The 13621-nt window shown below is 59.4% G+C and carries 15 protein-coding genes and 1 pseudogene; 6 read left to right on the top strand and 10 right to left on the bottom strand.

The features are described 5' to 3' along the window. Nucleotides 1–6 precede the first annotated feature (6 nt). Nucleotides 7–651 carry an orotate phosphoribosyltransferase gene (gene pyrE / locus ACW9JC_RS03365; RefSeq protein ID WP_034147724.1) on the top strand — a complete coding sequence of 215 codons (645 nt, stop codon included), beginning with the start codon at nt 7–9 and terminating at the stop codon, nt 649–651. Between the two features lie 53 nt (nt 652–704). On the opposite strand, the gene ACW9JC_RS03360 is transcribed toward pyrE, so the two are convergent. The 7 genes and pseudogenes from ACW9JC_RS03360 to coaBC all read right to left on the bottom strand — a co-directional run bounded on the left by ACW9JC_RS03360 (nt 705) and on the right by coaBC (nt 6310). After that, nucleotides 705–1088 (bottom strand): hypothetical protein, encoded by a 384-nt coding sequence (locus ACW9JC_RS03360; RefSeq protein ID WP_457453565.1) that lies wholly within the window; start codon nt 1086–1088, stop codon nt 705–707. Beyond that, nucleotides 1075–1647, bottom strand: coding sequence for a hypothetical protein (locus ACW9JC_RS03355; RefSeq protein WP_338583879.1), 573 nt, complete (start codon nt 1645–1647; stop codon nt 1075–1077). Before ACW9JC_RS03355 ends, ACW9JC_RS03360 begins: the two co-directional genes overlap by 14 nt. A gap of 17 nt (nt 1648–1664) precedes the next feature. Beyond that, nucleotides 1665–1877, bottom strand: coding sequence for a hypothetical protein (locus ACW9JC_RS03350; protein ID WP_338583877.1), 213 nt, complete (start codon nt 1875–1877; stop codon nt 1665–1667). Between the two features lie 191 nt (nt 1878–2068). Next, the gene (gene argB / locus ACW9JC_RS03345) at nt 2069–2974 is read right to left on the bottom strand and encodes an acetylglutamate kinase (RefSeq protein ID WP_053163877.1); all 906 of its coding nucleotides are present in this window, start codon (nt 2972–2974) and stop codon (nt 2069–2071) included. 17 nt (nt 2975–2991) lie between these two features. Then, nucleotides 2992–4395: pseudogene (locus ACW9JC_RS03340) on the bottom strand (phosphomannomutase/phosphoglucomutase); the annotation flags it as partial. A 245-nt stretch (nt 4396–4640) separates the two neighbouring features. Further along, on the bottom strand, nt 4641–5096 hold the full coding sequence (gene dut / locus ACW9JC_RS03335; protein ID WP_457453562.1) for a dUTP diphosphatase: 456 nt from the start codon (nt 5094–5096) through the stop codon (nt 4641–4643). Nucleotides 5097–5101: 5 nt separating this feature from the next. Then, on the bottom strand, nt 5102–6310 hold the full coding sequence (coaBC, locus tag ACW9JC_RS03330) for a bifunctional phosphopantothenoylcysteine decarboxylase/phosphopantothenate--cysteine ligase CoaBC (RefSeq protein ID WP_457453560.1): 1209 nt from the start codon (nt 6308–6310) through the stop codon (nt 5102–5104). Between the two features lie 135 nt (nt 6311–6445). On the opposite strand from coaBC, the gene radC reads away from it, so the two are divergent. Continuing rightward, on the top strand, nt 6446–7120 hold the full coding sequence (gene radC, locus ACW9JC_RS03325) for a RadC family protein (protein WP_448109778.1): 675 nt from the start codon (nt 6446–6448) through the stop codon (nt 7118–7120). Nucleotides 7121–7252: 132 nt separating this feature from the next. On the opposite strand, the gene ACW9JC_RS03320 is transcribed toward radC, so the two are convergent. Continuing rightward, the gene (locus tag ACW9JC_RS03320; RefSeq protein WP_457453558.1) at nt 7253–8839 is read right to left on the bottom strand and encodes an ABC transporter substrate-binding protein; all 1587 of its coding nucleotides are present in this window, start codon (nt 8837–8839) and stop codon (nt 7253–7255) included. A 445-nt stretch (nt 8840–9284) separates the two neighbouring features. Here ACW9JC_RS03320 and rpmB point away from each other — a divergent pair, with 445 nt between their 5' ends. Further along, the gene (gene rpmB / locus ACW9JC_RS03315) at nt 9285–9518 is read left to right on the top strand and encodes a 50S ribosomal protein L28 (protein ID WP_034147715.1); all 234 of its coding nucleotides are present in this window, start codon (nt 9285–9287) and stop codon (nt 9516–9518) included. Between the two features lie 11 nt (nt 9519–9529). Then, nucleotides 9530–9685 carry a 50S ribosomal protein L33 gene (gene rpmG, locus ACW9JC_RS03310; RefSeq protein ID WP_007894709.1) on the top strand — a complete coding sequence of 52 codons (156 nt, stop codon included), beginning with the start codon at nt 9530–9532 and terminating at the stop codon, nt 9683–9685. A 96-nt stretch (nt 9686–9781) separates the two neighbouring features. Here the strand turns inward: rpmG and ACW9JC_RS03305 are convergent, their stop codons facing one another. Together ACW9JC_RS03305 and ACW9JC_RS03300 are read right to left on the bottom strand one after the other, a co-directional pair. Further along, nucleotides 9782–10000 (bottom strand): peptidase inhibitor, encoded by a 219-nt coding sequence (locus ACW9JC_RS03305; RefSeq protein WP_150753847.1) that lies wholly within the window; start codon nt 9998–10000, stop codon nt 9782–9784. A 172-nt stretch (nt 10001–10172) separates the two neighbouring features. After that, on the bottom strand, nt 10173–10535 hold the full coding sequence (locus ACW9JC_RS03300) for a cupin domain-containing protein (RefSeq protein ID WP_150702384.1): 363 nt from the start codon (nt 10533–10535) through the stop codon (nt 10173–10175). Nucleotides 10536–10769: 234 nt separating this feature from the next. Between ACW9JC_RS03300 and ACW9JC_RS03295 the strand changes: the two genes are divergently transcribed. Together ACW9JC_RS03295 and ACW9JC_RS03290 are read left to right on the top strand one after the other, a co-directional pair. Further along, nucleotides 10770–12263, top strand: coding sequence for an aldehyde dehydrogenase (locus ACW9JC_RS03295; RefSeq protein WP_338583871.1), 1494 nt, complete (start codon nt 10770–10772; stop codon nt 12261–12263). A gap of 186 nt (nt 12264–12449) precedes the next feature. Further along, the gene (locus ACW9JC_RS03290) at nt 12450–13592 is read left to right on the top strand and encodes an MFS transporter (protein WP_457453555.1); all 1143 of its coding nucleotides are present in this window, start codon (nt 12450–12452) and stop codon (nt 13590–13592) included. The last annotated feature ends 29 nt before the right edge of the window (nt 13593–13621 follow it).

Here is a 13621-nt window from a genome sequence, read left to right as displayed (position 1 = left end):
TTTTTCATGCAAGCGTATCAGCGCGATTTCATTCGTTTTGCCATCGATCGCGGCGTTTTGCGCTTCGGTGAGTTCACCCTGAAGTCCGGGCGCACCAGTCCTTACTTCTTCAATGCGGGCCTGTTCAACTCGGGTTCGGCCCTGGCGCAGCTCGGCCGTTTCTACGCCGCAGCCATCGCCGAGAGCGGCATTTCCTTCGACGTGCTGTTTGGTCCTGCCTACAAAGGCATCCCATTGGCGGCGACCACCGCCGTGGCATTGGCCGAACATCACAACCGTGACCTGCCTTGGTGCTTCAACCGCAAGGAAGCCAAGGCCCACGGCGAAGGCGGCAGCCTGGTCGGCGCACCGCTGACGGGTGAAGTTTTGATCATCGACGACGTGATCACCGCCGGCACCGCGATCCGCGAAGTGATGCAGATCATCGCCTCCCAGGACGGCGCCAAAGCGGCAGGCGTATTGATTGCCCTGAACCGTCAGGAGCGTGGCAACGGCGAGTTGTCGGCGATCCAGGAAGTGGAGCGTGACTTTGGCATCCCGGTGATCAGCATTGTGTCGTTGAACCAGGTGCTGGAATTCCTGGCCGATGATCCACAGCTCAAGCAGCATTTGCCAGCGGTTGAGGCCTATCGGGCACAGTTCGGTGTCTGATTTAGTCCAATAAGAAAGGCCCTGTTTACAGGGCCTTTTCTTTGGGCGGTGTCTTAACGCAGGTGGTGCCATTTTGCGATCAATCGAATGGTCAGCCAAACGTTGAGCGCTACAAACACCAGTAGCGCGCAGACGAGCATCACATACAACGTGCGATCTACGTCGAAATTCCACAGGTCCAGCGTGCTGTTGCTCATGATTCGCACAGCGGCGGGAAGATTGACGTAAAACAGCGCCATGAAGGCGCAAGTCAGCGGCATCGCGCAGCCCAGCAAAACGCTCATTACTTTCCTTTGGCTGCGCTTCCTGGCCAGCGGGCCTGGTTGTTTTTCATCCAGTGCCAGCGCTTCATCCAGCTTGGGCCAAGCCAGATTGAACATGAACGTGGTCAGGGTCAGCAGCAAGCCGCTGACCGCGACGATGTCACTGAACGGCATTCAGGCCCAGTGTCTGGCAGAGCAGCGCGTGGGAATCCTCGCTGATTTCGAACTGCCCGGCGCTGCCTTTGCGTTTGACGATGGGTTTGAACGTTGGCTCATTCTGTGTGATCAGCATGTTCAGTTCATCGCGAATGACGTCCGAGCTGATCACCACCAGATACACGGTCTGAGCGTGCTCCGCAGACTCGATCACGGCTCGCATGCTGTGCTGCAGGATCTCGTCCAATTGATTGCGGAAGCGTGAAACCGTGTTTTTCAACAGGGTTTTGCTTTGGCTCTGGGTCAGCTGGAAAATCGTCGATATCTGCGATTCGGTCGGCAGGGTCTGCCCGAAATAGCTTTGAATCAGGTACAGCAAGCGATCCTGTTTAGCTTCATCGGCCCTGCTGGGCATGCCGCCTTCGACCAGCATTTTCAGGTATTCGGTCAGGCTCGCCTTGGCTATTCGCTGTAGGGCATGGGTGATTTCGGCGTCGGAAATCCGCAACGTCTTTTTGACCGGCTCCTTTTGCTCGAGGTCGAAGGCCTGGGCATCAATCGTGAACGAGATCTGCATGGTTCAGTCCCCCGTGGTCACTTGGAAGACTCGTTTGGGTATGGATCAGCCACGGCGTCGCCTTGGCCGGTCAGGATCTTCCAGCCATTGAGCACGTGTGTGCCTGGTTTGAAGTCAGGGCACGGCGGAAGCGAAGTCTTTGACTGATTGGTGTATTCGCGTCCGCAGTCTGCGCACTCATAGGTGCCTGCTGAAACATCGCTGCCGTAGGGAACGTGGTCTTTTTGCATGGGGAAGATCTCCTGTGGATTCAGGGAAGATCCTATGCAGATTGATACCTTCTGGATGTCGGACGTTTCGCTTACTTAAGTCGGACGATTCCTGCGCGCATAAAAAAGATCGCAGGCTTCGTCAGCTCCTACAGGATTTTCGTACATCCGTAGGTGCCGCCGAAGGCTGCGATCTTTTTTGAGGTTTTGAATCAGTGACGCTTGCGATTGCTGATCAGGGTGCCCACGCCGGTGTCGGTGAAGATTTCCAGCAGGATCGCATTCGGCACGCGACCATCGATGATCAGCGAGCTGCCCACGCCGCCCTGGACCGCTTCCAGTGCACAGCGGATCTTCGGCAGCATGCCGCCGTAGATGGTGCCGTCGGCGATCAGATCGTCGACCTGCTGGGTCGTCAGGCCGGTCAGGACCGTCCCCGACTTGTCCATCAGGCCGGCGATGTTGGTCAACAGCATCAACTTCTCGGCTTTCAGCGCTTCGGCGACTTTACCGGCTACCAGGTCAGCGTTGATGTTGTACGACTCACCGTTGGCGCCGACGCCGATTGGCGCGATCACCGGGATGAAATCACCTTTGACCAGCAGGTTCAGCAGGTCGGTGTTGATCCCGACCACTTCGCCGACGTGGCCGATGTCGATGATTTCCGGGGTGGTCATCTCCGGCGTCTGGCGGGTGACGGTGAGCTTCTTCGCACGAATCAGCTCGGCGTCTTTACCGGTCAGGCCGATGGCGCTGCCGCCATGACGGTTGATCAGGTTGACGATGTCCTTGTTGACCTGGCCACCGAGGACCATTTCCACCACGTCCATGGTGGCGGCGTCGGTGACGCGCATGCCGTCGACGAAATGGCTTTCGATCGACAGACGCTTGAGCAGGTCACCGATTTGCGGGCCGCCGCCGTGAACGACCACCGGGTTGATGCCCACGGCCTTCATCAGCACGATGTCGCGGGCGAAGCCGGTTTTCAGCTCCTCGCTTTCCATCGCGTTGCCGCCGTATTTGATCACCAGCGTCTTGCCGACATAGCGGCGAATGTAAGGCAGCGCTTCGGACAGGACCTTGGCGGTGTTGGCGGCGGCTTCGCGTTCGAGGGTCATTCAGGGCTCCGGGTGAATCAGAACGGTAGTTGGAGATCAGGTGCAACACGCTTCAACTGGACTTTGAATACGTCCTTGATGCGCTGCAATTCAGCCTCGTCATCGGCCTCGAAACGCAGCACCAGCACCGGTGTGGTGTTGGAGGCGCGCACCAGGCCCCAGCCTTTGGCATAGTCGACTCGCACGCCGTCAATGGTGGTCAGGTCGGCGCCTGCGCCCCACTGCGCGTCATGCAATGCATCAATGATGCTGAATTTGCTCTCTTCGGTCACATGGATATTGATTTCCGGCGTAGAAATATCGTTCGGGAAGGTTGCGAACAGCTCTTCGGCCGAGGATTTTTCCTTGCTGAGGATCTCCAGCAACCGCGCGGCGCTGTAGATGCCGTCGTCGAAACCGAACCAGCGCTCCTTGAAGAAGATGTGCCCGCTCATTTCGCCGGCCAACAGGGCGCCAGTTTGTTTCATTTTCTTTTTGATCAACGAGTGACCGGTCTTCCACATTAACGACCGACCACCGTATTCCTTGATCAAAGGTGTCAGGCGACGGGTGCATTTGACGTCGAAGATGATCTCGGCACCAGGGTTGCGCGCCACGACGTCGCGGGCGAACAGCATCAGCAGGCGGTCCGGATAGACGATGCTGCCAGTGTTGGTCACAACGCCAACGCGGTCGCCGTCGCCGTCGAAGGCCAGGCCGATGTCGGCGTTGGTTTCCTTGACCTTGGCGATCAGGTCGACGAGGTTTTCAGGCTTGCCCGGATCCGGGTGGTGGTTCGGGAAATTGCCGTCGACTTCGCAAAACAGCGGGACAACTTCGCAGTTCAGCGCTTCGATCAATTGCGGGGCGATCACGCCGGCCGCGCCGTTGCCGCAATCCACAACCACTTTCAGGCGTCGGGCCAGTTTGATGTCCTGGACGATTTCGGTGGTGTAGCGGTCGAGGATTTCGACTTTGGTGATGCTGCCCTTGCCGCTGCTCAGGTTGTTGGTCTTGAGGCGGTCGTGCAGGGCCTGGATCTGCTCGTTGGCCAAGGTGTCGCCGGCGATGACGATCTTGAAGCCGTTGTAGTTCGACGGGTTGTGGCTGCCGGTCAGCATCACACCGGATTTGCCGGCCAACACGTTGGCGGCGTAATACAGCGCCGGGGTCGGCACCAGGCCAATGTCGCTGACGTGGCAACCGCTGTCGGCCAGGCCCTGGATCAATTGCTCCACCAGCTCCGGGCCGGACAGGCGACCGTCACGGCCAACGGAAATATTCGGCTCATTCTGGGCCAGGGTTTGGGCACCGATGGCGCGACCGAGCCAGTAAGCCGTTTCAGCGTTCAGAAACTCCGGGACGGTGCCGCGAATGTCATAGGCGCGGAAAATGCTGTCGGGGAACTTGGGGGCGAGGCGGGCGGGGGTGCTCATCTGTGGAAATGCTCCATCTTGAAAGTGGCTGGACAGGTCGCCGAAATATTTGGCGACACGTTCAAACTGAAGGGTATGACGGCGTTTTCCACAGAGAGTTCGTGGTGCGAAAGGGCCATGACAGCCCAGAGGGCAGGGCAAGGCCCCTGTAGGAGCTGCCGCAGGCTGCGATCTTTTGATCTTGAACTTTAAAAAACAAAATCAAAAAATCGCAGCCTGCGGCAGCTCCTACAGGAATGCAGCGTGTCGGATCAGCGAGTGCCGGTATGGCCAAAACCGCCAGTGCCGCGCTCGGTTTCAACAAACTCTTCAACCATCTCGAAGTGAGCCTGTACCACCGGCACCAACACTAGCTGTGCCAGGCGCTCGCCGACCGGCATGGTGAATTCGGTCTGGCCGCGGTTCCAGCAGGAAACCATCAACGGGCCCTGATAATCGGAGTCGATCAAGCCGACCAGGTTGCCCAGCACGATGCCGTGCTTATGGCCCATGCCCGAGCGCGGCAGGATCAGTGCGGCGAGATTCGGGTCACCGATGTAAACCGACAGGCCGGTAGGGATCAGTACGGTTTCACCCGGTTTGATCACGGTGTCTTTTTCCAGCATGGCGCGCAGGTCGAGGCCGGCGGAGCCTGGCGTGGCGTACTGCGGCAGCGGGAATTCGGTACCGATGCGTGGGTCGAGGATCTTGGCTTGCATAGCGTGCATGTAAATTAAACCTGGTTCAGACGTTCGGCGATAAAAGTGATCAGCTGGCGAGCAATCTTGCTCTTGCTGGTCTGGGCGAAAAGTGTGGCGTGAAGCTCACGGTCGATCACGCTGCAGGCGTTTTCTTCGCTGTTGAAGCCAATGCTCGGGTTGGCGACGTCGTTGGCGACGATCAAATCGAGGTTCTTGTCTTTCAACTTGCGGGCAGCGTAGTCGAGCAAGTGTTCGGTTTCGGCGGCGAAACCGACACTGAACGGACGGTCGGGACGGGTCGCGATGGTGGCCAGGATGTCCGGGTTACGCACCATTTGCAGGACGAAGCCGTCGCCGCTTGTAGGGTCTTTCTTGAGTTTTTGCGGGGCAACGACTTCCGGACGGTAGTCCGCGACCGCAGCCGAGGCGATGAACACATCGCAGGGGATCGCGGATTCGCACGCGGCGAGCATGTCGCGGGCGCTGACTACGTCGATGCGCGTGACGCGATCCGGGGTCGGCAGGTGCACTGGGCCGCTGATCAGGGTGACTCGGGCGCCGGCTTCTACCGCGGCTTCGGCCAGGGCGAAGCCCATTTTGCCGGAGCTGTGGTTGGTGATGTAGCGCACCGGGTCGATGTTTTCCTGGGTCGGGCCTGCGGTAATCACCACGTGTTTGCCGGTCAGTGCCTGACGCTGGAAGCAGTCCGCCGCGAGTTGCGCGAGGTCGGTGGCTTCGAGCATGCGCCCCAGGCCAACGTCGCCGCAGGCCTGGCTCCCGGAGGCCGGACCGAAGACTTTCAGGTCGCGGCTTTCAAGGGTTTGCAGGTTGGCCTGGGTGGCCGGGTCGCGCCACATGGCCTGGTTCATGGCTGGGGCGACGGCGACCACCGCATCGGTGGCCAGCACCAATGTGGTCAGCAAATCATCGGCAATGCCTTGGGCCAGACGCGCGATCAGGTCCGCAGTGGCCGGGGCGATCAATACCAGATCGGCCCATTTGGCCAGTTCGATGTGGCCCATGGCGGCTTCGGCCGCAGGGTCCAGCAAGTTCAGGTGCACAGGGTGCCCGGACAATGCCTGCATGGTCAGCGGGGTGATGAACTCGGCACCGCCACGGGTCATGACCACGCGCACTTCGGCGCCCTGGTCCATCAGGCGGCGAACCAGGTCGGCGCTCTTGTAGGCAGCGATGCCGCCGCCGACGCCCAGAACAATGCGTTTCCGATACAGCCGCTGCATAGGCCTGCCTTTCATTTCGTTGATGACTGCGTGGCGAAACCCCCTCCCCAGGAGTGAATTCGCCCGCAAAAAAGATGGGCTACGATATCACAGCGACCGCTACGGAACAGCGGCGCCCACAGACAGGGAGGTGCTATGAGTATTCGTGATTGGCCGGCGGCTGAGCGGCCGCGGGAGAGGTTGCTTGAACAGGGCTCGGGAAGTCTTTCTGATGCCGAGTTGCTGGCGATTTTCTTGCGAACAGGCGTAGTGGGTAAAAGCGCCGTAGATCTGGCGCGACATCTGTTGAACGAGTTTGGCAGCCTGCGTTCGCTGCTTGAGGCCGATCAGGAAACGTTCAGCAAGCAGTTGGGGCTCGGACCGGCGAAATTTGCCCAGTTGCAGGCTGCTCAAGAAATGAGCAGGCGGCATTTGGCCGAGCGGGCGCGCCAAAAGTCGGCACTGGAAAATCCGCATGCGGTTCGCGAGTACCTGAAGTCGATGCTGCGTCATGAGCCACATGAGGTTTTTGGCTGCCTGTTTCTCGACTCCAAGCATCAGGTGCTGACGTTTGAGACGCTGTTTCGCGGTTCCATCGACAACACCAGTGTTCATCCGCGAGAGGTGGTCAAGCGTGCCTTGGCCAACAACGCCGCGGCGTTGATCCTCTGTCACAACCACCCGTCGGGCAATTCTGATCCGAGTCAGGCTGATCGGGTGCTGACCAAGCGTTTGCAAAAGGCGCTGGAGTTGATCGATGTTCGGGTGCTCGACCATTTCATCATCGGGGACGGCGATCCGTTGTCGATGGCGGAGTATGGGTGGATGTAGATCTGAAGGGAGAATACAAATCCAGTGTAGGAGTGAGCCTGCTCGCGATGGCGTCGTGTCAGTCACTTGGACGGTAACTGAAAGAAAGCAATCGCGAGCAGGCTCACTCCTACAAGTTTTGTGTATAGCGGGTTATTTGATGTTGACCTTCGAGTAATCCTGCCGCCCAAACGGGCTGACTGAGTAACCTTCGACATCCTTGCGCGTCAACGCGAAAGCCGTCGGATGGGCCAGCGGCAACCACAGCGCCTGTTGCTGGATCTGCGCCTGTGCCTGTTCGTAGAGCTTGGTCCGCACACCTTGCTCGCCGGTGGTCTTGCCGGCGCTGATCAGCTTGTCCAGATCCTGGTTGCAGTAGCGGGCGAAATTGGTGCCGGACTTGACCGCCGCGCAGGAAAACTGCGGCGTGAGGAAGTTGTCCGGGTCGCCGTTATCGCCGGCCCAACCCATGAACAGGATGTCGTGCTCGCCCGCCTTGGCGCGACGGATCAACTCACCCCATTCGATCACACGGATTTCGGCCTGAATGCCGATCTCGGCGAGATCGGACTGAAGCAGTTGGGCGCCGAGGCTCGGGTTGGGGTTCAGCAAGCTGCCCGACGGGCGGGTCCAGATGGTGGTCTGGAAACCGTCCTTGAGCCCGGCCTTGGCCATTAACGCCTTGGCTTTCTCAACGTCATGGGGATAGCCCGGCAAACCTTTGGCATAGCTCCAGGTGTTGGGCGGGTACGGTCCGCTGGCGGGTTCGGCGGTGTCTTCGAACACGGCTTTGACGTAATTGGCCTTGTCGAAGGCGAGGTTGATCGCCTGGCGCACTTCTGGCTTGTCCAGCGGTGGGTGCTGGCTGTTGAGGGCGACGAACGCGGTCATGAAGGCGTCAGTCTTTTCGACTTTCAAGGTCGGTTCTTTCAGCGCGGCCTGTACGTCCAGTGGTTTGGGCGACAGGGCGATCTGGCACTCATTGCGGCGCAACTTCTGCAAACGCACGTTGGCGTCCGGGGTGATGGCGAAGATCAGCGGATCGACCTCGGGCTTGCCTCGGAAGTAATCGGGATTGGCCTTGTAGCGGATCGTCGCGTCTTTCTGGAATCGTGTGAAGACGAACGGGCCGGTGCCGATTGGCTGGTTGTTGAGCTTTTCCGGCGTGCCGCCCTTGAGTAGTTTGTCGGCATATTCGGCCGAGTAGATCGAGGCGAAGCCCATGCTCAGGGTTGGCAGGAACGTCGAGTCGGGGTGATCCAGGGTGAAGCGCACAGTCAGCGGATCCAGTGCGTCGATTTTCTTGATTAGCGCCGGCAATTGCATCGACTGAGCGTGCGGGAACCCGCTCTGGGCGACTTTGTGCCACGGGTGCGCGGGGTCGAGCATGCGGTCGAAACTGAATTTCACATCTTCTGCGGTCAACTCGCGCGTCGGGCTGAAATACTCGGTGCGGTGAAATTTCACCTGCGGATGCAGTTTGAAGATGTAGACCAGGCCGTCAGGGCTGACTTCCCAGCTATCGGCGAGGCTGGCGACCACTTTGCCGCTGGCGGTGTCGAAGTCCACCAGGCGATTCATCAGCACGTCGGCCGAGGCGTTGGTGGTGGTCAGCGAGTTGTATTGCACCACGTCGAACCCTTCCGGGCTGGCCTCGGTGCAGACGCTCAGGGCGGCGGCGAAGGCCTGTGGGCTCAGCAGAAGCGGGGCAAGCAACAGCGGTAAGGCAGCGAGGCGCATGGTCGGATTCCTTTACAGATCGAAGGCCCATCTGCAAGTGCAGTCTGGAAAAGGCTTACCCTAGTGGGCTCCTTTGCAAATGACTATCCCCTTTTTCATTTTGAGGGGACTATAGGCGCCTGATTTGAGTGTGCCTCGATTGGAAAAACCCTGGATTGGCGTGTCGAGCGTTTCTCTGCGACGAGCGGTCGGAATCGACGACAGCCTTTATCCAAAGCGCCTGACGCGCGAAAAGTGGGGTTTTTATCCATTCAAGGCACAGCGAATGTTGTTGCTCTCCAGTCTTTCTGGTATAAAGCAGCGCTCTTTTCTAGGGGCCCGGTTCCTTCACTGTAGGTGTAGCCGGTAAGACCTCTAAAGAAACGCGGCGCCTGGCGCCAAATGACTGAGAGATTAAGCGGCCAACCCATGCCGGGTTGGGCATGTGGTTTTAGAGGGCTGAGGCATGTCTAGAGTATGTCAAGTTACCGGTAAGGGTCCGGTAACTGGGAATAACATTTCCCACGCAAACAACAAAACCCGTCGTCGTTTCCTGCCGAACCTGCAGCATCACCGCTTCTGGGTTGAAGAAGAGAAACGTTTCGTGCGTCTGCGCGTATCTGCCAAAGGCATGCGTATCATCGACAAGCGTGGCATCACTGCCGTGCTGGCCGAAATCCGCAAAGCTGGCAAGATCTAAGGGAGCTAATCATGCGTGAATTGATTCGTTTGATTTCGAGCGCCGGTACTGGTCACTTCTACACTACCGACAAGAACAAGCGCACTACGCCGGACAAAATCGAGATCAAGAAATTTGATCCGGTTGTTCGCAAGCACGTGATCTACAAAGAAGGCAAAATCAAGTAATTGATTTTTCCCTCTTACGAAAAAGGCCCGTATCGCGAGATACGGGCCTTTTTTGTTGCGCGTGGATCAAGGTGTTTCGTCAGTGTTGATCAGGGATCAGCCACAGTTGATGCTGACAATGATTCGATCGGCATTGGTATGCAGGTTGATGCGCCGCGGGCGCAGGTCCCAGCTCGAAGGGTACTTCGGTCCTGTGGCGCGCACGGGAGCCCCATTGGCCAGGGCGCGCACTTCTTCGAGAAGCTGCGGGGTGCATTTCTGGCCGATGGTGTATTGGGCGATGGCGAGATCGCATTGATCAGGTAAGACGGGCATGTTTGCCTCCTTGCAAATTTATTGGGGCAGGTCGCTCACTTCGCCCGGTGGCTGCACGTCCTGTGCAAACCATCCCGGCGATGAACTGCGTGGCGCCTGCGCGTAGTCTTATCCGGTGCCGCTTGAATTGGCCAGCGGCAGAATATGAGCGCCTGTTTCGATTGGCGGCGGCTTATGCCTTTTGCTCAAACGCCACATAGATCTTGCGGCACGGCTCCAGCACTTCCCAGGTGCCTTTGAAGCCAGCCGGGATGACGAAGCGATCGCCCGCGCGCAGGGTCTTGCTATTGCCATCGCTGTCACGCAGCACGGAAACGCCCTGCACGATCTCGCAATATTCATGCTCGGTGAAATTCACCGTCCACTGGCCGACGGCGCCTTCCCACACACCTGCGTTCAACTGGCCGCACGGGCTGTTGTAGTGGTTGTAGACCGCTTGCTCCGGGTCGCCCTTGAGCACTTTGGCCGGGTCCGGGCGGTAGCGCTCGGCGGCGGTGGTGGCTTGGCTGAAGTCGACGACGTTCTGGATGCTCATTGTTTTTATCTCCCGTATTTACGGCGCGAGTGGTTGGTCAGCGCAAAGTCTATGTTTATTAAAATGAACATCGCAAGGCCGTTTGCCGGCGATATGTCAAATATATTGAAACTTCACCTGCCGCTGGTTTAGGGTGACGGTTGCCTTGGGCCGAAAGCAGGCTGGCCGGGCAGAATTCCTGACAGCGCCCGCGAAGATCGCGGGTGTCGTATTCAATAAGAGGAGGACACTCGCATGACCACCCTGACTCGTGCCGACTGGGAACAACGTGCTCGCGATCTGAAGATCGAAGGCCGTGCCTACATCAACGGCGAATACACCGACGCTGTCTCCGCCGAGACCTTCGAGTGCATCAGCCCGGTCGATGGCCGTCTGCTGGGCAAGATTGCCAGCTGTGACGCCGCCGATGCCCAGCGCGCTGTGGAAAACGCTCGCGCCACCTTCAATTCCGGCGTCTGGTCGCGCCTGGCGCCGACCAAGCGCAAATCCACCATGATCCGTTTCGCCGGCCTGCTCAAGCAGCACGCCGAAGAGCTGGCCCTGCTTGAAACCCTGGACATGGGCAAGCCAATCAGCGACTCCCTGTACATCGACGTTCCCGGCGCGGCGCAAGCCCTGAGCTGGAGCGGCGAAGCCATCGACAAGATCTACGACGAAGTAGCCGCTACTCCGCACGATCAGCTGGGTCTGGTGACCCGCGAGCCGGTCGGCGTGGTGGGCGCCATCGTGCCGTGGAACTTCCCGCTGATGATGGCGTGCTGGAAACTCGGCCCGGCACTGTCCACCGGTAACTCGGTGATCCTCAAACCGTCGGAAAAATCGCCGCTGACCGCCATCCGCATCGCGGCGCTGGCCGTTGAAGCCGGCATCCCGAAAGGCGTGCTGAACGTACTGCCAGGTTACGGTCACACCGTCGGCAAGGCCCTGGCCCTGCATAACGACGTCGACACCCTGGTGTTCACCGGTTCGACCAAGATCGCCAAGCAGCTGCTGATCTACTCCGGCGAATCGAACATGAAGCGCGTCTGGCTCGAAGCCGGCGGCAAGAGCCCGAACATCGTGTTCGCCGATGCGCCGAACCTGCAAGAAGCGGCCGAAGCCGCTGCCGGCGCCATCGCCTTCAACCAGGGCGAAGTCTGCACCGCCGGCTCGCGCCTGCTGGTGGAGCGTTCGATCAAGGACAAATTCCTGCCGCTGGTGATCGAGGCGCTGAAAACCTGGAAGCCGGGCAACCCATTGGACCCGGCGACCAACGTCGGTGCGCTGGTGGATACCCAGCAGATGAACACCGTGCTGTCTTACATCGAGTCGGGCCACACCGACGGCGCCAAACTGGTCGCTGGCGGCAAGCGCATCCTGCAGGAAACGGGCGGCACGTATGTTGAGCCGACGATTTTCGACGGTGTGAGCAACGCGATGAAAATCGCCCAGGAAGAAATCTTCGGGCCAGTGTTGTCGGTCATCACCTTCGACAACGCTGAAGAAGCCGTCGCGATCGCCAACGACACGCCGTACGGTCTGGCCGCTGCGGTCTGGACTGCCGACATCTCCAAGGCTCACCTCACCGCCCGCGCATTGCGTGCCGGTAGCGTGTGGGTCAACCAGTATGACGGCGGCGACATGACGGCACCGTTCGGTGGCTTCAAGCAGTCCGGCAACGGTCGCGACAAGTCGCTGCACGCGTTCGACAAGTACACCGAGCTGAAGGCGACCTGGATCAAGTTGTAAGTCAGTGAGGGAGCCTGCTCCAAATCAGGCTCCCAAACGACGCTGATCCCCTGTGGGAGCGAGCTTGCTCGCGATAGCGGTGTAACAGTCGACTTCAATGTTGAATGTGAAACCGCTATCGCGAGCAAGCTCGCTCCCACAGTGTTTTGTGCCGTCTGAAAAATAATATCCACAGGAGCGTGGAACATGCGTTGGGCGACGTATTTCGCCGTGTTGGCGTCTGTCTTGAGTGTTGGCCTGGCCTTGGGCGTCAGCATGCCGCTGGTGTCGTTTCGCCTGGAAAGCTGGGGCTACGGCTCGTTTGCCATTGGTGTCATGGCGGCGATGCCGGCCATTGGCGTGTTGCTGGGCGCAAAGATTTCCAGCCATCTGGCAGCGCGCCTGGGCACGGCCAATCTGATGCGCCTGTGCCTGTGGGCGGGTGCCGTGTCCATCGGTTTGCTGGCGCTGTTGCCGAGCTATCCGATCTGGCTGGTGCTGCGCTTGATGATCGGCGTGATCCTGACCCTGGTTTTCATCCTCGGCGAAAGCTGGATCAACCAACTGGTGGTCGAGGAGTGGCGCGGTCGGTTGGTGGCGCTGTACGGCAGCAGTTATGCGTTGAGTCAGTTGGCCGGGCCGATCCTGTTAGGTGTTCTGGGCACCGAGCACGATTACGGTTTCTGGGTCGGAGTCGGTTTGCTGGTAGCGGCACCGTTCCTGTTGCTGGGTCGCAGCGGTGCGCCCAGCAGTGAGGCCTGCAGTGTGACCTTTGGCGATCTGCTGACGTTCTGCCGTGGCCTGCCGGCGATTGCTTGGGCGGTGTCGCTGTTCGCGGCGTTTGAAGCGATGATCCTGACGCTGTTGCCGGTGTATTGCCTGCGCCAGGGCTTCACCACGGAAATCGCCTTGGCGATGGTCAGCACGGTGGTGGTCGGCGATGCCTTGCTGCAATTGCCGATTGGCGCGCTGGCCGATCGCGTGTCGCGGCGCTCGTTGTTTACGGGCTGCGCGGTCGTCCTGCTGGTGTCGAGTCTGGCGATTCCGCTGCTGATCGACACGCTGCTGATCTGGCCGTTGTGGGTGTTGTTCGGCGCCAGTGCCGGCGGTTTGTTTACCTTGTCATTGATTCTGATCGGCGAGCGTTATCGTGACGATGCGCTGGTTCGGGCCAACGCGCACATCGCGCAGTTGTGGGGCGTCGGCTGCCTGCTCGGGCCGTTGATCGCCGGTGCCGGCAGCCAATGGATCAGCGGGCATGCGTTGCCGTTGTTGATGGCAGCGGGGGCGTTTGGTCTGGTGATTCTGGTGTCGCGGCAGGGAGCGTTCGGCGCCGCACAGCCTGCATAAGATCAAAAGATCGCAGCCTTCGGCAGCTC

The sequence above is a fragment of the Pseudomonas sp. SDO5591_S426 genome (assembly GCF_054070755.1).
The sequence above is the reverse complement of the archived record's forward strand: the minus strand, read 5'-3'. Positions and strand labels throughout refer to the sequence as shown.